General features: G+C 63.4%; 14 protein-coding genes. 5 read left to right on the top strand and 9 right to left on the bottom strand.

Annotation, left to right across the window (positions count from 1 at the left end):
• Nucleotides 1-425: 425 nt before the first annotated feature.
• The 3 genes from P0D68_RS30545 to P0D68_RS30535 all read left to right on the top strand — a co-directional run bounded on the left by P0D68_RS30545 (nucleotide 426) and on the right by P0D68_RS30535 (nucleotide 3,696).
• Nucleotides 426-1,730, top strand: a complete 1,305-nt coding sequence (locus P0D68_RS30545) for an Nramp family divalent metal transporter (protein ID WP_408298246.1) — start codon at nucleotides 426-428, stop codon at nucleotides 1,728-1,730.
• Between the two features lie 276 nt (nucleotides 1,731-2,006).
• On the top strand, nucleotides 2,007-3,335 hold the full coding sequence (locus tag P0D68_RS30540; RefSeq protein ID WP_408298248.1) for a phospholipase A: 1,329 nt from the start codon (nucleotides 2,007-2,009) through the stop codon (nucleotides 3,333-3,335).
• A gap of 157 nt (nucleotides 3,336-3,492) precedes the next feature.
• Nucleotides 3,493-3,696: a DUF1289 domain-containing protein gene (locus tag P0D68_RS30535; protein WP_091793664.1), complete on the top strand. Its 204-nt coding sequence runs from the start codon at nucleotides 3,493-3,495 to the stop codon at nucleotides 3,694-3,696.
• Nucleotides 3,697-3,835: 139 nt separating this feature from the next.
• On the opposite strand, the gene P0D68_RS30530 is transcribed toward P0D68_RS30535, so the two are convergent.
• The 3 genes from P0D68_RS30530 to P0D68_RS30520 all read right to left on the bottom strand — a co-directional run bounded on the left by P0D68_RS30530 (nucleotide 3,836) and on the right by P0D68_RS30520 (nucleotide 7,312).
• A complete protein-coding gene (locus P0D68_RS30530) occupies nucleotides 3,836-4,492 on the bottom strand; it encodes an OmpW/AlkL family protein (RefSeq protein WP_091793662.1) in 657 nt (218 codons plus the stop codon).
• 70 nt (nucleotides 4,493-4,562) lie between these two features.
• Nucleotides 4,563-5,753, bottom strand: coding sequence for an NAD(P)H-dependent flavin oxidoreductase (locus P0D68_RS30525; protein ID WP_408298250.1), 1,191 nt, complete (start codon nucleotides 5,751-5,753; stop codon nucleotides 4,563-4,565).
• 134 nt (nucleotides 5,754-5,887) lie between these two features.
• Nucleotides 5,888-7,312: an aldehyde dehydrogenase family protein gene (locus tag P0D68_RS30520; protein WP_408298252.1), complete on the bottom strand. Its 1,425-nt coding sequence runs from the start codon at nucleotides 7,310-7,312 to the stop codon at nucleotides 5,888-5,890.
• 174 nt (nucleotides 7,313-7,486) lie between these two features.
• On the opposite strand from P0D68_RS30520, the gene P0D68_RS30515 reads away from it, so the two are divergent.
• Entirely contained in the window at nucleotides 7,487-8,683 is a 1,197-nt protein-coding gene (locus tag P0D68_RS30515; RefSeq protein WP_408298254.1) for an acyltransferase family protein, read from the top strand.
• 476 nt (nucleotides 8,684-9,159) lie between these two features.
• Here the strand turns inward: P0D68_RS30515 and P0D68_RS30510 are convergent, their stop codons facing one another.
• Both P0D68_RS30510 and P0D68_RS30505 read right to left on the bottom strand, forming a co-directional pair.
• The gene (locus P0D68_RS30510) at nucleotides 9,160-10,752 is read right to left on the bottom strand and encodes an ABC-F family ATPase (RefSeq protein WP_091793656.1); all 1,593 of its coding nucleotides are present in this window, start codon (nucleotides 10,750-10,752) and stop codon (nucleotides 9,160-9,162) included.
• An 83-nt stretch (nucleotides 10,753-10,835) separates the two neighbouring features.
• Nucleotides 10,836-11,903 carry an NAD(P)-dependent oxidoreductase gene (locus P0D68_RS30505; protein ID WP_408298256.1) on the bottom strand — a complete coding sequence of 356 codons (1,068 nt, stop codon included), beginning with the start codon at nucleotides 11,901-11,903 and terminating at the stop codon, nucleotides 10,836-10,838.
• 173 nt (nucleotides 11,904-12,076) lie between these two features.
• On the opposite strand from P0D68_RS30505, the gene P0D68_RS30500 reads away from it, so the two are divergent.
• Nucleotides 12,077-12,283 carry a dodecin gene (locus P0D68_RS30500; protein ID WP_091793652.1) on the top strand — a complete coding sequence of 69 codons (207 nt, stop codon included), beginning with the start codon at nucleotides 12,077-12,079 and terminating at the stop codon, nucleotides 12,281-12,283.
• Nucleotides 12,284-12,442: 159 nt separating this feature from the next.
• Here the strand turns inward: P0D68_RS30500 and P0D68_RS30495 are convergent, their stop codons facing one another.
• From P0D68_RS30495 to P0D68_RS30480, 4 genes are all read right to left on the bottom strand, one after another.
• Nucleotides 12,443-13,537 carry a BMP family ABC transporter substrate-binding protein gene (locus P0D68_RS30495; RefSeq protein ID WP_408298258.1) on the bottom strand — a complete coding sequence of 365 codons (1,095 nt, stop codon included), beginning with the start codon at nucleotides 13,535-13,537 and terminating at the stop codon, nucleotides 12,443-12,445.
• A 53-nt stretch (nucleotides 13,538-13,590) separates the two neighbouring features.
• On the bottom strand, nucleotides 13,591-14,520 hold the full coding sequence (locus P0D68_RS30490) for an ABC transporter permease (RefSeq protein ID WP_091793648.1): 930 nt from the start codon (nucleotides 14,518-14,520) through the stop codon (nucleotides 13,591-13,593).
• A gap of 51 nt (nucleotides 14,521-14,571) precedes the next feature.
• The gene (locus P0D68_RS30485) at nucleotides 14,572-15,678 is read right to left on the bottom strand and encodes an ABC transporter permease (RefSeq protein WP_091793646.1); all 1,107 of its coding nucleotides are present in this window, start codon (nucleotides 15,676-15,678) and stop codon (nucleotides 14,572-14,574) included.
• Nucleotides 15,679-15,763: 85 nt separating this feature from the next.
• Entirely contained in the window at nucleotides 15,764-17,365 is a 1,602-nt protein-coding gene (locus P0D68_RS30480) for an ABC transporter ATP-binding protein (protein WP_408298260.1), read from the bottom strand.
• Between the last annotated feature and the right edge of the window lie 146 nt (nucleotides 17,366-17,511).

Here is a 17,511-nt window from a genome sequence, read left to right as displayed (position 1 = left end):
AGTACCATCAATTATTGCGCGCTTCAAAAAAAATACCGGGCTGTCGCGCAAACGGTACAGCGTAAGCCGCACCGCTCTAAAATTGGCCGCAATTTTAGCGGGTTATGAGCGCGTGTCTACCCGAAAAAAACACCTGTATCGGCTGCGCTCTGATCGCGTTGCCATTCCGCTGTCATCCCGCTGTCGATTCGCCGCCGTGAAGGCGCGCCGCGCCCGCGCAACGGGGCGCGGCCCATGGCGGCCTGGCGTGGCCCGGATACGCGTCGCCCAGGCTGCGGCAAGCGCGAGCCGACTGGCGTCCGACGGAGCACAATAGTCCTCAATGGCCGGTGACAGCGCGCCGCCAATCGCGCGGCGATGTCACCATCCCACGCCCGCCGGGCACGCGGCTTGCAAGAAGATGCAGTCTTGAACCTCAGGCATCGATGAACACCAATCCGTCCGCATTGCGACCCCACCGCCGCCGGCGTCTGCCGGGCAGTGGACCTGCACGTCCGGCGCACTGGTTTTCATTCGTCGGCGCGGGGGCGCTCATCGCGGTCGGCTATATCGATCCGGGCAACTGGGCGACCGCGCTCGGCGCCGGCGCGGGCTACGGCTACCGCCTGCTCGGCATCGTGCTGCTGGCAAGCCTGATGGCAATGTTGCTGCAATGGCTGTCGTCGCGCCTTGGCGTGGTGACGGGGCGCGACCTTGCGCAGATCTGCCGCGAACGCACGGGCCGCTGCGGCACCCTCTTCCTGTGGCTGACGAGCGAGGTCGCGATCATCGCGTGCGACGTCGCCGAGGTGGTCGGCAGCGCCGTCGCATTGCAATTGCTACTCGGCGTGTCGCTCACGGTAGGCGTGTTGATGTCGGCGGTGTGCACCTTCGCGCTGCTCGCGCTCCAGCACAAAGGCGGGCGCAGGCTCGAAGCGGTGATCGCCGCGCTGATCGGCTTTGTCGGCCTATGCTTCGTGGTCCAGCTGGCGCTGGCGCGGCCGGACTGGCACGCGGCGCTCGCCGGCACCGTGCCGAGCGTCGAATTGTTGCGCAATGCGGGCATGGTGTGGCTCGCGGCGGGCATCGTGGGCGCGACGGTCATGCCGCACAACCTCTATCTGCACTCGGCGCTCGTCAAGCACCACGCGCCGGACGGCAGCGACGCGCAGATCAAGGCCGCGCTGCACGTCGTCAATCTCGACACCTTCGGCTCGCTTGCGTTTGCGTTCGTGATCAACGCGGCCCTGCTGATCGTGGCCGCGGCGGTGTTCTATGTGAGCGGCCATCGTGACGTGACCGATCTCGCGGACGCCCACCGGCTGATCGCGCCGCTCGTCGGCACGCACTGGGCCGGCATTCTGTTCGCGGCAGCGCTGCTCGCCTGCGGACTGAGTGCGACTGTGACCGGCACACTGGCCGGCCAGGCGGTCATGGAAGGCTTTCTGCGCATCCGCCTGCCGCGCTGGCAGCGTGCCCTGCTGACCCGCGCACTGGCGATCGGCCCCGCGCTCTTCGCGGTCGCGCTGTTCGGGCAGCACGGTTCCAATCAATTGCTGGTGGCAAGTCAGGTGGTGCTGAGCCTGCAGTTGCCGCTCGCCGTCGTGCCGTTGATCCGCTACACGTCGGACGCCGGGCTGATGCGCGGCTGGCGCGTGCGCGGCCTGCCGCTCGCACTCGCGTGGCTGTCCGCCGCGTTCATTGTCCTGCTCAACGGCGCGTTGCTGTGGCAACTGGCGTTCGGGAGCTGAAGAACGTTTTTTCGACCAGGCGGGAGATGAAGTGATTTTGTAAGCATTTTTCTGAGCATCTCAACATGACCGGCAACGCTGCCCATTAGTACGGCGCGCCGGCCGTGCGGCCCGTTTCACCTCGGCTGCCGGGTTTCTTGCGGCGGCCGTTTTTTTGCCCATTTTTTGCGCCGCTTTGGCGCTTCCGCGCGATCGACCGGATGCGCGTTGCATGTGTCGCAGTCTGACGCCTGCCGCATCCGCTTCGCTCGCCGCCCTGCTCCTGGACGACAGCCTATGCGCTTTAACGCTTCAATCGACCGCGTTGCCCGCAATGCCGTCTCTCACGCGCGCCAACCCATCGCGCGCCTTTCCCGCACGGCGCTAGTCGCTGCCTTCCTCACCGGCGCTGTCGTGTCCGGCGAAGCCCGCGCGACGGTCGCGATGCTGCAGCCGCCTCGCGTGGCCGCGGCCAACGAGCCGCTGCAGATCACGATGCTCTACTCCGCCGACGACGCCAAGTCCTTGACCCTCACCGTCCCGCCGACCATTCGCGTGAGTTTGAGTGCAGGCGAGCAGTCGCCGCAGCCACTTGATTTACAGCGTGAGCCGGGCGTGTCCAACACGCTGCATCTGCGGCCGGGCCAGTTCCGCAAGGTGCGTTTCTCGGCGCCCTGGCCGGAGTCGGCGCGCGGCGAGGTACGCATCGACCCGGTGGGATTCGACGCCTCGCCCGCGCTCGTCGTGATCAATCGCGGGCCGCAGCAGGACGCGATTGCGCAGGCGGAACGCGCGGAAAGCCAGGCGACCACGCCTGCTCAGGCCGCGGCGACGGCGGCCGTGGTCGGCGGCCCGACCGGCGACGCCATCTCGCCGCCCGGCGACTCGCTCGCGACGACGGGGCGCGGCGTGTTCTCTCACCTCTCCTTTTACGAACCGATGTACATCGGCGCCGGCCACAACGGCGACACGAACGCCCGCCTGCAGTTGAGCTTCAAATACCGCATCCGGATACCGGACGATCTGCGTTCGAAGGCTTTTCTCGACAACCTGTACTTCGCGTATACGCAGACCTCCATCTGGGATCTGTCCGCCGATTCGCGCCCGTTCCGCGACACGACCTACTCGCCGCAACTGTTCTACTACGTACCGGACACCGGCTGGACGAGCCCATTTTTCACCCGCATGGGTTTTGCGGCGGGCATCGCGCACGAATCGAACGGCAGAGCCGGCGACGCGTCGCGCAGCATCAACATGCCGTTTATCCGGCCGACCTGGGAGTTCGGCGATCTGACGGCTAACCATCTGACCGTGTCGCCGAAAATCTATTACTACGTCGGCACGAGCAGCAACCCCGATATCGCAGACTATCGCGGCTACGTCGATCTGCTGGTCAAATACGGCAGCCCGGACGGCTGGCAACTGGCGACCACGCTGCGCAAAGGCACCAAGCACTGGTACGGCAGCGTGGATACGCAATTCACCTACCCGCTCGCCAAAGTGCTGGGCAGCGCGTGGGGCGGCTATATCTGGGTGGGCTACTTCAACGGCTATGGCGAGGACCTGCTCGACTACAACAACCGTCAACACTGGATGGCGCGGATCGGCTACAGCATCGCGCGCTGACACGAGCGAGCCGTATCGCTGCGGAACATGCAACGAAACATGCCGCGCAAGCGGCCAACCGTGCGGGAATGGCGGCCACGCCGTTCGCGCACGGCGCGGCCTAGGTCGCGCATCGGTTAACATAGCGGAACTCCGCTTCTTCGCCCCAAGGTTTCCGATGGCTTCGAATCTCCACGATCTTCCCGACAGCCCGTGCATCGGCGTCTGTTCCACGCTGTTCGACGAGGTATGCAAAGGCTGCGGCCGCACCGCCACCGAAGTGTCGAACTGGGTTTTCCTGAGCGACGAGGAAAAGCGCGCCGTGTGGGTCCGCATCGAGCAGGAAGGCACGGCCATGCGGTTCGCGAACGACAAGCTATAGGCTGGTCGAACGCTTCCCGCCGCTAGCCTGCGGCAAAGTCGCGCCCAGCTCGAAGCCACAATGAAAACGCCGGGATATCCCGGCGTTTTTTTGCATGGCGCTTGCGCTCGACGCTTCGCGGACGGGCCGCGAGCGCGCGTCAGAACCGCATCCCGACACCCAGCCCGACCACCACCGGATCGATGCTCAAGCGGCCGAGCGCCTGACCGCCGAGCGTCGCATCCGTGTGCATCCAGATCTTCTTGATGTCCGCGTTGACGAACAGCGACTTGGTCACCTGGACGTCGACGCCGGCTTGCAACGCCGGGCCCCAACTGTGGTTGGTGACGCCGATCGACTGACCGCCCGCGTTCAGGCCGTTGTTATAGAACAGCGTGTAGTTCACACCCGCGCCGACATACGGACGAATGCGTCCCGCGTGATTGAAGTGATACTGCAGCAGCAGCGTGGGCGGCAACACGTTCACGCCGCCGAGATTGCCGAGACTCGAGGTCAGTTGATGCCGCGACGTGGCAAGAATCAGTTCGACGCCGAGGTAATCGCGAATCATGTACGTGAAATCCAGCTCGGGCACGATGGCGTTGTTCACACCCACGTTGAGCGCCGACAGCGTTCCGGTCGTGCTCGAGTTCGGCATGATGCTGATGGCGCGCAGACGCACCAGTACGTCGCCGGCGTGAATGCCGCTCATCGTGTCGTCGCCCGCGGCATGCACCTGCGGCGCGAAAGCGCTTGCACATAGCAGGCTCGAAGCGATCGCGGCGGCCTTGAGTCGGTTCCTCAACGAGTAGTTCATGTGTTTCCCCAAGTAGTTGTTTGCGTGTGGGGATTGTCGAAGCTCTCGGCGCGCGACATGTTGACTCGTATCAAGCCAGCGAGAATGCCAATCGCCCTGCGACAGCCGGTCGCGCCGCGCCCGTGAGCAGCAGTTCGAGCAGATCGTGCACGCTGCGAATGGCCGTGCCGAACGGCAATGCTTCGCGGCCGCGGAAGAACAGACCGTTCGCCACGTCCCCGCGCAAAGCCGCCGCGAGCCGCGTATCGATGCAGAAGTGGCCGAACTTCTCGATACCGTCGCGCCAGCCGCACGCGCTGAGACATTCGAGCGCGGTTGGGCAAGCGTGTTTGAGCGCGCCGACTTTCTCGCGGATTTTCGTTTCGTGGCGCAGATAGCGCGCCAGCCACGGCGTCTTTACGGCACGCGCCGGCAATCCCGTCACGCTGACGAATTCGACGATTTCCTCGGGCGTCGCTTCGGCCAGCACGCGCTTGAAGTTCGGATGCGCGTCGCCTTCTTCGGTGACGGCGAACGGCGTACCGAGTTGCACGCCGCTTGCGCCCGCGTTCAGCAGCGCGCGCACCGCTTCGTGACTATTGATGCCACCCGCGACAATCAGCGGTACATCCTGGCGGTTCAGGCCGAGCGAAGTGAAGACCGTGTCGAGTTCTTCGAGAATGCGGAAGAAATCGAAGCGTTGATCATGTTGATCGGCCAGGTTGTTGACACCGAGATGCCCCCCAGCATGCGCCGGATGTTCGATCACGACGGCGTCGGGCAGCCGGCCTTTTTTCATCCACTTTTTCAACACGAGCGCGACGCCGCGGCTGTCCGACAGAATCGGAATCAGCGCGATGTCGTGACCTTGGGTCATGTCCGGCAAATCGAGCGGCAGCCCTGCGCCCATGACGATCGCATCGGCACCGTTCTCGCATGCGACGCGCACGTAGTCGGCTTGCGCGCTGACCGCTTTCATCACGTTCACGGCAATCATGCCGCGGCCGTCGCTCAATGCCCTCGCTGAATGGATCTCGCGGGCCAGCGCGGTGAGGTTGGCCTGTTCGAGCGTGGCGCGCTCGGGCGACTCGCGGCAGCGTTCGACCAGGTCGTGATGATGATGCCGCAGGTCGATGCTGGCGATCGTGCCCACTGCGCCTTCGCGGGCGACGCTGCCGGCCAGCCGGTGCGCCGAGATGCCGACGCCCATGCCGCCTTGCACGATCGGCAGTAACGAGCGGCCGCGGATGACGAGCGGCGGGAAAGAATGAGAGTTGAGCATGACTGGCCCAATGACGGATTATCGAAGCGGTGATAATCGTCGGTCGGGCGCAGCCTGCGTTGTTTCAGGTCAATGAGTCGGCACAAGACTGAATCGTATGTGCCGCTCAGTTGATGCCGGTCATCTGAATCGAATCACGCCTTGAATTGCATGGACTTGAGTTCGAGATACTCTTCGAGTCCATAGACCCCGTTTTCGCGCCCGAATCCCGATTGCTTGAAACCGCCGAACGGCGCGGCCATATTCCATGTTCCGCCATTGATATCCACCTGGCCGGTTCGAATCCGCCGCGCAATGCCCGCGGCACGCTCGTCGCTGCCGGCCCAGACCGCGCCGCCGAGACCGTATGGCGAATCGTTGGCAATCCGAACGGCTTCTTCTTCGTCCTTGTAGATCAGAATCGACAGGACCGGGCCGAAGATCTCCTCCTGAGCGATCGTCGCCTTGGGGTGCACGCGGCCAAACACGGTAGGCTTGACGAAGAAGCCCTTCGACACCCCGTCAGGCAAGCCCGCACCGCCTGTCACCAGCTCGGCGCCCTCCTCGATCCCCTTCGCGATGTACTGCTGCACGCGTGCCTGCTGCGCCGCCGACGCCAGCGGGCCCAGGCGGGTCGTCTCGTTGCGCGGATCACCGGCGACATACTTCTCGGCGGCCTGCTTCGCCAGCGTGCGCGCTTCATCGTAGCGGGCCTCGGGCACCAGCATGCGCGTGTGCGCGGAGCATGTTTGTCCGGAATTCAGAAAGCACGCGCTGACCGTGCCCTTGACCGCCGCGGCGAAATCCGCGTCGTCGAGAATGACCGAGGCCGACTTGCCGCCGAGTTCGAGCGCCACGCGCTTGACCGTCGCCGAGGCCAGCTCGGACACCCGCTTGCCGGCGCGGGTCGAGCCGGTAAACGACACCATGTCGACCGACGGATGGCTCGCCAGCACCTCGCCCACCACCGGCCCATAACCGCTCACCAGGTTGAACACGCCGGCCGGCAGCCCGGCCTCGTGAATCGCCTCGGCAAGCACGAACGCGTTCAGCGGCGCGATCTCCGAGGGCTTCAGCACGACTGTGCAACCGGCGGCGAGCGCGGCCGCGACCTTCAGCGTGACCTGATTGAGTGGATAGTTCCACGGCGTGATCGCGGCCACCACGCCGACCGGCTCGCGCACCACGAGCGAATTGCCGACACGCTCTTCATATTGGAACTCGCTCGCGAGCTTCGCATACGCGCCCCAGTTGTAGACGGGGCCGCCCACCTGAATCGCGCGAGCCAGCTTTAGCGGCATGCCGACTTCGCCGGCGATCAGTCCGGCCAGTTCGTCGGTGCGCGCTTTCAGGTTCGCCGCGATCTTGTACAGATACTCGCCGCGCTCGGCGGCAGGCGTCGCGGCCCAGGCGTCGAAGGCCACGCGCGCGGCGGCGATCGCGCTTTCGGCATCGGCCTCGATGCCTTCGGGGATACGGCCCATGATCTCTTCCGTCCCCGAGTCGATCACGTCGATCGTGCCGGTGCCGCACGGCGCGATCCACTTGCCGCCGATATAGAGTTGGTTGTAGGTCTTCATGGTGGTCGGTCCCTGTCTTTGTCTCCGGAATGGTCTTCTATTCTAACTAGCAGGGCTGGGGAAGGCTGATGCGCGGCGCGTTCGCGAGGAAATAACCGAGACCGGATGTAGTACGATTCGGCATTGACAATGCGAAGTGTCCGCTCGGAAGCCCCATCCAGGGGAACAATTATTATGAATATACTTTCGATATGGCCGACCTTGGTCATTCTCGGCATCACCATCCTCGTCCTGTCGGCGAAACGGGTTTTTTCGTGTCTCGATACCGCTCCTGTTGCACATCAACATCGACTGGATTCAATTGACGGATTGCGTGGCATCCTTGCTTCAGCGGTTGTATTCCATCATTTTGTAATGACCGCCTACAACTTGAAGAATGGGACATCCGGGTTGCCGCCATCGCCCTTTTATTCGTTTATCGGGCCAGGCGCGGTGGCCGTATTCTTCATGATCACGGGATATTTATTTTGGGGTCGCCTGATCGATCGGCAGGGCGATATCAAATGGCTTGAGTTGTATGTCAACCGCGTATTCCGGATTTACCCGCTCTACCTGTTTCTGATCATCGCGTACTTCATATTTGTCATTCGTCATGTCGGCCTTCCGGCAGCTCAGACGATGGGTCAAACGGTCGCGCAACTGTCGCAATGGCTTTTTTTCGGAATCGTCAACCAGCCCACGCCGTTCCTGAATCGTCCCGAGTATCTCGGGCTGGTCGGGCAAACCTGGAGCCTTCATTATGAGTGGCTCTTCTACATGGCGCTTCCGCTGCTAGCCAGCTTCGCGCGCGAGAAGGCTACGGTTGCGATCACGGGTTCAGCCTTGATGTTTATGCTGTTCGCTAACAGCGTGATCACCGATCTGGCTGTGGTCTTCATTGAACACTTCCTGATCGGCATGCTCACGGCGAGCCTGCTTCGGTCATACCCCAAACTGAAGGGGAATGGCGTCATTCGTTCGTGTATTGCGATTGTTGCGGGTGCATTGGCGATCCAGGTATCGGGAGGTCCCTATACGAATCAGGCAACCGTTCTTCTCGGCATATCTTTCTTTTGCGTGGCTTCAGGCGCTTCGGCTTTTGGCATATTGACCGCGGCAGGCGCGAAACGGCTCGGCAATATCAGCTACAGCATCTACCTGTTGCACGGGCTGATTATCAATCTCCTGATGCAATTCCCCCGCTACAACGCCAATCTCGTCTTCACCACTCAAAGATTCTGGCTCGTCACATTGCTGACATACGCTTGCATCATTGCCGTCTCGATTGCGACTTATTATGTGATCGAGCGAGGTGGCATTAACCTCGGGCGCCGGGTCATTCAAAATCTTCCAGCTAACGCCACGAGATCGAGTAGCGCGCTGGCGGAATAGAAGCGGTTCCGCCCGGCTATCAGGCTACTTAGTCTACTCTCGCGTCGCTTCTTGAGCGTAAGCGCGCTTAGTCTGATAGCCCCGCTCCGGTTGATGATTTACACTGAATCCTCACTACGATCTACCGGTCTACGAACGATAACGGGGAGAACGATGACGCCAGCAGAGAGGCACGACCTTTATCAGAGCACGCTTGAGAATTTGGTGCGCGCCAACGCGGCTACGGCGGCGATTCTTCGAGAGGAGACGGAGCGGCGATACGCTGAAACAGAACGCAGGCGCAACGCAGGCCCACTTAGGCGGCTGACCTGGAATCCATTTGCCCAAGCCGCAGCGTTTATCGCGCTCCCGATCCTGGCGGCCCGGTTCCTATCGTTGTGGTAATAGGTGATCTTTAGAACTTGCGACCGGTCATACCCACCGGGAAAACCGATGGGTATGGCCGAGTACATCAGCAATGGCCACAAAGACAGCGCTTACTGCACGCCCTGGCTCAACAAAAAGTCTTCGTAATTACCGCCAAAGTCGTTCAGCGTGCCATCCGTCTTCACCTCGATGATCCGGTTCGCGAGGCCGCTCACGAACTCACGGTCGTGCGAGACGAAAATCAGCGTGCCTTCGAACTTGTCGAGCGCGATCTGCAGCGACTCGATCGACTCCATGTCCATGTGATTGGTCGGCTCGTCCATCAGCAGCACGTTGTGGCGGCCCAACATGAGCTTGCCCCAGATCATGCGGCCCTTCTCACCGCCGGAGAGCACCTTGACCGACTTGCGGATGTCGTCGGCATTGAACAACAGCCGGCCGAGCGTGCCGCGCACCATCTGTTCGTCGTCGCCTTCCTGGCGATAGCCGTCGATCCACTCCATCAACGTGATGTCGTCCGGAAATTCTTCGTACGTGTCCTGCGGCATGTAGCCGATGTTCGCATTCTCCGCCCACTTCACCGTGCCGTGATCGAGTTGCAGCTTGCCGAGCAGCGAACGCAGCAGCGTGGTCTTGCCCGCGCCGTTCTCGCCGATGATCGCGATGCGCTCGCCCGGCTGCACGCTGATGCTGAAGTCGTTGAAGATGGTGCGCTCGTACTTCTTCGAGATCTTCTCGGCCACCACCGCGATGTTATGCAGCTTCTTCTCGTACTCGAAGCGAATGAACGGATTCTGCCGCGACGACGGCTTGAATTCCTCGATCTTGATCTTGTCGATCATCTTCAAACGGCTGGTGGCCTGACGTGCCTTCGACTTGTTCGCCGAGAAGCGGCGCACGAAGTCCTGCAGGTCGGCAACACGTTCCTTCGCCTTCGCGTTGGCGTTCTGCTGACGCTCGCGCGCCTGCGTGCTCGCCAGCATGTAGTCGTCGTAATTGCCCGGATAAACCTTCAGCGTGCCGAAGTCCATGTCGGCCATGTGCGTGCAGACCTGGTTCAGGAAGTGTCGATCGTGCGAGATGATGATCATCGTCGAGTTGTACTGGTTGAGCACGTCTTCCAGCCAACGGATCGAGTTGATGTCCAGGTTGTTGGTCGGCTCGTCGAGCAGCAGCACGTCCGGCTTCGAGAACAGCGCCTGCGCGAGCAGCACGCGCAGCTTCCAGCCCGGTGCGACGTTGCTCATCGGGCCGTTGTGGTCCTCGATCGCGATGCCGATGCCAAGCAGCAGTTCGCCCGCGCGCGCTTCGGCCGTGTAGCCGTCGTACTCGGCGAACTTCGCTTCGAGTTCGGCGGCGTGCATGTAGTCGTCGTCCGTCGCGTCGGGGTTCGCGTAGATCGCGTCACGCTCGGTCATGGCGGCCCACATTTCGGCGTGACCCATCATCACGACGTCGAGCACGCGCACGTCTTCGTACGCGAACTGATCCTGGCGCAGCTTACCGAGGCGGATGTTCGGCTCGAGCATGACGTTGCCCGAACTCGGCTCCAGGTCGCTGCCCAGAATCTTCATGAAGGTGGACTTACCGCAGCCGTTCGCACCGATCAGGCCATAGCGATTCCCTCCCCCGAACTTGACCGAGATATTCTCGAAGAGGGGCTTTGGCCCGAATTGCATGGTGATATTGGCGGTAGACAGCACGGCGCGTCCCTTTGAATGTGATATCGGCGAAAAACCCAATATTTTAGCAGGTTATCGCGATTTCAACCCGCGCGCGCGTCGCGCTACGGGTTTTGGATACCGCGCGGCGTCTGCAAAACGTCGATGAAGGCCGACAGGTCGGCCTCGCCGAGACCCATCGCCGCCCCCAGCCGCAGCAATTGCTGGACCGTCGACGAGACCGGCATCGGCGTGCCGGTCTCGTACGCGGTCGCCGCCACCGTGTCGATGTCCTTTTGAAAGGTCCGGAACGCGCCGATCGGTGCGAGGCCACTTTGCGTCATGCGCGGCACGAAAATCTGCAGCAGCACCGAATCGGCCCAGCCGCCGGCGAGACCTTCGGTCAGCCGGGAGGCGTCGAGCCCGCTGCGCTGCGCGAGGCTGACCGCCTCGGCGATCGCTGCCAGCGTCGCCGTGACAATGGTCTGATTGCACAGTTTGGCGGTCTGGCCGGCGCCGACTTCGCCCATATGCGTGACGCGCGCCGCGTAGGCGCCGAGCAGCGGTTTGAGGGCCTCGATGTCCGCCGCGGCGCCGCCTGCCATGATGGCCAGCGTGCCGGCGGTGGCGCCGGCCACGCCGCCTGAAACCGGCGCGTCGATCCAGCCGATGCTGCCGGCCGCCGCACTTTCGACCGCGTTCGGGTTCGCGCCGGCGCCGGCGTTCTCGCGAGCGCCTGTGCGTGGGTCTGCACCTGCACGTGCGCCTGTACCGGCGTCCCTTGCTCCACGTGCGCCGTCGCCCATACCTGCGCCCCCGTCCACACTTCCGGCCGTGCGAACCGCCGTCAGCGCCGCCGCACGCTGCGCGAGAGCGCGCGTCGCGGCCGGCGGAATGCTGGAGTGATCGACGATCCAGCGCAAACGGCCCGCTACCGGCGCATCCCCGCTCAAAAGGCCCGACGCGCCGAAAACGGTTTCTTCGACCGCGGCCGCGTCAGCGACGCACAGCAGCACCGCCTCACACCGCGCCGCGAGTTCGCGCGGCGTGTCGACCACCTGAGCGCCGTCCGCCAGCAGCGCTTCAGCCTTGGCACGCGTGCGATTCCAGACATGCACGGTATGCCCCGCGCGCAGCAGATGCCGGATCATCGGCGCGCCCATCAAACCGGGACCGCAAAAACCAATTTCCACTTTCGAACCTCGTCGGATTTCAGATTGAGTTGCGCGGACATGATAACGGCCGCGTCTGGCCTCGGTATAGCGGGCACGGCATGTGCGGAATGACTTGCTCGAGCGAGGGCCGTTCGCGGCGCTGGCGTTGCCTATACTTTTTGAACACCAACGAAGATCAAAGGAGGAAGTTCATGTCAGAACACGTCTACAAACAGATCGAGCTGACCGGCTCGTCGACCAAATCGATCGACGACGCCATCAGCACAGCCATTGCCAAAGCGTCGAAAACGCTGCGCAATCTGCACTGGTTCGAAGTGACGGAGACTCGGGGCCAGATCGAAAACGACAAGGTGGCTTACTGGCAGGTGACGATCAAGGTCGGCTTGCGCATCGACTGAGGTAGGGCCGGCGAGAGCCGGCGATGTCCGGCGGGAAAATACGAAGTAAAAAAAAGCTGCGTCCGAACCGGACGCAGCGCTCTAGAGCAGCGGTTGCTGAGACCGCCGCCTGGTCGACCTTCTGGCGCCGTTTCCTGACGCGGCACGCCCCGGACGCAGTTACTTCGGCAGCGCCCCGTCCACGCCTTCCACGTACCAGTTCAGGCGTTGCAGTTCCGGATCGCTCAGCGTCTTGCCGGCCGGCACCTTCACCGCGCCGGACTGGTCCTTGATCGGGCCGGTGAACACGTCCCACTTGCCGCCCGCCAGTTCGTCGCGCTTGGCCGAAACCTGCTTCTGCGCGTCAGCCGGAATCGCGGACGTGTTCAGATCTTCGAGGTTGACGGCCTTCTGCGGAATGCCCCACCACACTGGATCGTTCTTCCACTTGCCGTCCAGCACCTGCTGGATCGCCGCGTTGTAGTACACGCCCCAGTGCGCGACCACCGAACCGAGGTGCGCGTCGGGACCGAACTTCTTCATATCCGAATCCCAGCCGAACGCGTGCACGTGCTTGGCCGACGCCGTGGCGAGCGTGGCGCTCGAATCGGTGTTTTGCAGCAGCACGTCGGCACCCTGGCCGATCAGCGTTTCAGCCGCCTGCTTTTCCTTGCCCGGATCGAACCAGCTGTTGATCCAGATGACCTTGGTATGCACCTTCGGGTTCACCGAACGCGCGCCGAGCGTGTACGCGTTGATGTTGCGGATCACTTCCGGAATCGGCACCGAAGCCACGAAGCCGAGCGTGTTGGTCTTCGTCACGTAACCCGCGGCGACGCCCGCGAGGTAAGCGCCCTGGTACATGCGCACGTCATAGGTGCCGAAGTTCGGCGCCTTCTTGTAGCCGGTGGCGTGCAGAAAAACGGTGTCCGGAAAATCCTTCGCGACCTTCAGTTCAAAGTCCTGATAGCCGAAGCTCGAACCGATGATGATCTTGTTGCCCTTATTCGCCAGATCGCGGAACACGCGCTCGGAGTCGGCCGACTCAGGCACGTTTTCAATGCGCGTGATCTTGACCTTGCTGCCGAACTTCGCTTCCGCTTCCTTCGAGCCCTGGTCGTGCGCGAAGGTCCAGCCGGCATCGCCCGGATTGCCGAGGTAGACGAACGCGACGCCCGGCGCATCGGCGGCCTGCGCGCTTTGCGCGAGCGGCGCGGCGAGCGCGAGCGAGGCCGCGCCCCATGCGAAAGCGGTCAGCAGATTTCTTCTCTTCATGTTTTCTCCTGTCGTGTTTGTCGAATGATGTGAAACGTCGGGTCGATGGTCGGTCAGCCCGCCGAGAAAAACGGCTTGCCCAGCGATGCGGGCGCATTCAGACGAATCGTGTTCGGATTGCGCGAGATCAGCACCAGCACGACGACCGTCGCGACGTAAGGCAGCATCGCGAGGAATTGCGTCGGCACCGGCACGCCGATCGCCTGGGCGTAGAACTGCAGGCCGGTCACGGCGCCGAACAGCAGCGCACCGATCAGCAGGCGCCCCGGGCGCCACGTCGCGAACACGACCAGTGCGAGCGCGATCCAGCCGCGGCCCGAAGTGAGCTGCTCCTGCCACAGGTGCAGATTGACGATCGAATAATAGCCGCCCGCGAGCCCGGCCATGCCGCCGCCGAAAGCCACCGCGCCGTAGCGCACGCCGACTACTGGAAAGCCCACCGAGTGCGCGACTTGCGGCGACTCGCCGACCGAGCGCAGCACGAGACCCGCGCGGGTACGGTACAGGAACCAGCCGATCACCGCGAACATCAGGAACGCGAGGTAATCGAGCGGCGTGAGGCTGAAGAACGCGGGTCCGAGCACCGGAATCTTCGAGAGGCCGGGGATGGTCCACGTGTCGATGGTCGCGCGCACCGCGGCCGACGTGTAGGGCTTACCGACATACGCCGAAAGACCAATGCCGAAGATGGTCAGCGAAAGGCCGGTGGCGACCTGGTTGGCGAGCATGGTGAGCGTGAGAAAGGCGAACAGCAGCGACATGGCGAGACCTGCGCCGATTGCGGCGAGCACGCCGAGCCACGGGTTGCCGGTGATCGCGGTGACCGCGTAGCCGGTCACCGCGCCCATCAGCATCATGCCTTCGACGCCGAGGTTGAGGACGCCCGATTTTTCGGTGACGAGTTCGCCCGCGCCCGCGAACATCAGCGGAATCGCGGCGGTGACGGCGCTCGAAGTGAGCGAGCTGGCTTGTTGAATGTCCATGGAGATCCGGCGCAAAAATCAGTGAGCAATGAGCGAATATTGGCGAACCGGTCAGTGAACCTGGGCGGCCAGGGAGCGGCGGCGCACACGGTAGTTCACGAACAGGTCGGCACCCAGCAGGCAGAACAGCAACAGCCCCTGGAACACGCCGGAAAGCGCCTGCGGCAGTTGCATCGAGGTCTGCACCGCTTCGCCGCCGAGATACAGCAACGCCATCAGCAGGCTCGCGAGCACGATGCCGAGCGGATGCAACCGTCCCACGAACACGACGATAATCGCCGTGAAGCCGTAACCCGGCGACCACGTGGCCTGCAATTGTCCGATCGGACCGGCGATCTCCCCCATGCCGGCGAGCCCCGCGAGGCCGCCGCTGATCAGCAGCGAGGTCCAGATGGTTTTCTTGTCGGAGAAGCCGGCGTAGCGCGCGGCGAGCGGCGCGAGACCGCCGACGTTCATGCGGTAGCCCGCGAAGCTCTTGCGCATGAAGACCCACACGAGCGGAATTGCGATCAGCGTGACGAATACCGAGGCGTTCAGGCGCGTGCCGCGCAGCCATTTGATGTGCCAGTCGCCGGAGAAAGTCGGATAGAGCGCGTCGCCGCTGAACATTTCCGAGAGCGGGAAGTTCATGCCTTGCGGGTCGCGCCACGGGCCACTCACCAGATAGATCAGCAGTTGCGTGGCCACATACGTGAGCATCAGGCTGACGAGAATCTCGTTGGTGTTGAAGCGGCTCTTGAGCAGCGCCGGAATCGCCGCCCACGCCATGCCGCCGAGCACGCCGGCGATCATCATGGTCGGCAAAATCCACCAGCCGGTGGCCTGATCGAAATAGATTGCAACGCCGCTTGCGGCGATGCCGCCGAGCAGCATCTGCCCTTCGGCGCCGATGTTCCACACATTGGCGCGATAGCCGATGGCAAGCCCGAGGCCGATCAGGCACAGCGGCGACGCCTTCAGCAGCAGCTCGGACCAGCCGTTCACGCTGGAGAGCGGCTCGATGAAAAACGCGTGCATGGCCTGCAACGGATCACGGCCGACGAGGCTGAAGATCAGAAAGCCGATCGCGAGCGTGAGCAACGCGGCGATCAGCGGCACGGCGAGCTGCATGGTGCGCGAGGGCGTCGTGCGTGCTTCGAGTCGATACGGAAGGATCATGGGTAGCGTGTGCTTATCTGGGTTCTGCTTATGGTTCTGGTTCTCATGCCAGGCGACCTGCCGCGCGTGCGCGGCAGACGTCGGATCAGGCGTGCGCCGGCTGTTCCGCGGATGGCGCCGCGCCTTCGCGGTCGCCGAACAGGCCCGCCATCCAGCGGCCGATTTCCTCGGCATTGGTCGCCCCCGTGGCGCGCACCGGCGAGAGTCTGCCGCCGGCGAGCACCGCAATGCGATCGCAGATGTCGAACAACTCTTCCAACTCCTCCGAGATCACCAGGATCGCCACGCCGCGCGCCGACAGGTCGAGCAGTTGCTGGCGAATGAACGCCGCCGCGCCGACGTCGACGCCCCACGTAGGCTGCGCGACCACCAGCACCTTGGGCGCCTGCAGAATCTCGCGGCCCATGATGTACTTCTGCAGGTTGCCGCCAGAAAGACTTTGCGCGAGCGCTTCGGAGCCGCCGCAGCGCACGTCGAACGCCTCGATGCAGCGTTTCGCAAACGCCCGCATCGCGCCCGCCTTGATCCAGCCCGAGCTCACCATCTGCTGACGATGCGCGGTGAGCAGCGCGTTTTCCGACAGCGTCATGGCCGGCACCGCGCCGCGGCCGAGGCGCTCTTCCGGCACGAAGCCGAAGCCGAGCGCGCGCCGCCCGCCCGCGCCGAGGCGCCCTGCCGCCTTGCCGCAAATCGTGACGGCGTCGGCGCGCACGCCCCGCTTTTCGCCCGACAGGGCCGACAGCAATTCCGCCTGTCCGTTGCCCGAGACGCCGGCGATACCGAAGATCTCGCCCGCATGCACGCTGAACGACACCTCACGCAGCGAGGTGCCGAACGGGTCGTCGCTTTCCACCGAGAGCTGCTTCACGTCGAGCAGCACCGCGCCCGGGTTGTGCTCTCGACGCGTGTAATCCGGCAGTGAATGACCGACCATCAATTGCGCGAGCGACGCGTGGGTTTCGCCCTTCGGCTTCACATGACCGGTCACGCGGCCGCCGCGCATCACCGTCGCGGTGTCGCACAGTTCCTGGATTTCGTCGAGCTTGTGGCTGATGTACAGGATGCTGCAGCCTTCGGCGGCGAGGCGTCGCAGCGTCTCGAACAGCTTGCGGACCGCTTGCGGTGTCAGCACCGAAGTCGGTTCGTCCATGATCAGCAGACGCGGGTTCTGCAGCAGGCAGCGCACGATCTCGACGCGTTGCCGCTCGCCCACGGTCAGGCTATGCACGTGACGCTGCGGGTCGATATCGAGGCCGTAGTCGGCGGAGACTTCGCGGATACGCTTCGAGAGCGTCTTCAGATCGAAGGGTTCGTCGAGTGCGAGCGCGATGTTTTCGCCGACCGTGAGCGTCTCGAACAGCGAAAAGTGCTGGAACACCATGCCGACACCCAGCTTGCGCGCCGCTGCCGGACTGCCAATCTCGACCACCTCGCCTTCCCAGCGAATCTCGCCGGCGTCGGGCCGCACCGCGCCGTAGATGATTTTCATCAGCGTGCTTTTGCCGGCGCCATTCTCGCCGAGCACGGCATGGATTTCGCCCGGCGCGACGATCAACGTGACGTCGTCGTTGGCTCGCACGGCCGGATATTGTTTGGTGATGCCCTGGAGCACCAACCGGGGCGCCGTCTGTTCCGGCCTGTGTGCCGGCTGCGCGGCGGCGCCGTCGCTATAAGAAGAGTCGCTCATGTGATTCCGTAGTACGCCAGTGACTGCCGGTTTCAGCGCGTCCGCCCACCTTGCCGGCAGACGATCCGTCACCACAACCGGATGACAATACCTAATTCGACCCAGTCAGTCGAGCCATCAAAATTCCCCGCAAACCCGCGTCGCAG

Source organism: Paraburkholderia sp. RL17-380-BIE-A (assembly GCF_046028085.1).
In the GTDB taxonomy this organism is placed as follows: Bacteria; Pseudomonadota; Gammaproteobacteria; order Burkholderiales; family Burkholderiaceae; genus Paraburkholderia.
The sequence above is the reverse complement of the archived record's forward strand: the minus strand, read 5'-3'. Positions and strand labels throughout refer to the sequence as shown.

Coding starts and splice junctions, on each gene's coding strand:
- P0D68_RS30545 (WP_408298246.1), top strand. CDS start 426: ATGAACACCAATCCGTCCGCATTGCGACCCCACCGCCGCCGGCGTCTG.
- P0D68_RS30540 (WP_408298248.1), top strand. CDS start 2,007: ATGCGCTTTAACGCTTCAATCGACCGCGTTGCCCGCAATGCCGTCTCT.
- P0D68_RS30535 (WP_091793664.1), top strand. CDS start 3,493: ATGGCTTCGAATCTCCACGATCTTCCCGACAGCCCGTGCATCGGCGTC.
- P0D68_RS30530 (WP_091793662.1), bottom strand. CDS start 4,492: ATGAACTACTCGTTGAGGAACCGACTCAAGGCCGCCGCGATCGCTTCG.
- P0D68_RS30525 (WP_408298250.1), bottom strand. CDS start 5,753: ATGCTCAACTCTCATTCTTTCCCGCCGCTCGTCATCCGCGGCCGCTCG.
- P0D68_RS30520 (WP_408298252.1), bottom strand. CDS start 7,312: ATGAAGACCTACAACCAACTCTATATCGGCGGCAAGTGGATCGCGCCG.
- P0D68_RS30515 (WP_408298254.1), top strand. CDS start 7,487: ATGAATATACTTTCGATATGGCCGACCTTGGTCATTCTCGGCATCACC.
- P0D68_RS30500 (WP_091793652.1), top strand. CDS start 12,077: ATGTCAGAACACGTCTACAAACAGATCGAGCTGACCGGCTCGTCGACC.
- P0D68_RS30495 (WP_408298258.1), bottom strand. CDS start 13,537: ATGAAGAGAAGAAATCTGCTGACCGCTTTCGCATGGGGCGCGGCCTCG.
- P0D68_RS30490 (WP_091793648.1), bottom strand. CDS start 14,520: ATGGACATTCAACAAGCCAGCTCGCTCACTTCGAGCGCCGTCACCGCC.
- P0D68_RS30485 (WP_091793646.1), bottom strand. CDS start 15,678: ATGATCCTTCCGTATCGACTCGAAGCACGCACGACGCCCTCGCGCACC.
- P0D68_RS30480 (WP_408298260.1), bottom strand. CDS start 17,365: ATGAGCGACTCTTCTTATAGCGACGGCGCCGCCGCGCAGCCGGCACAC.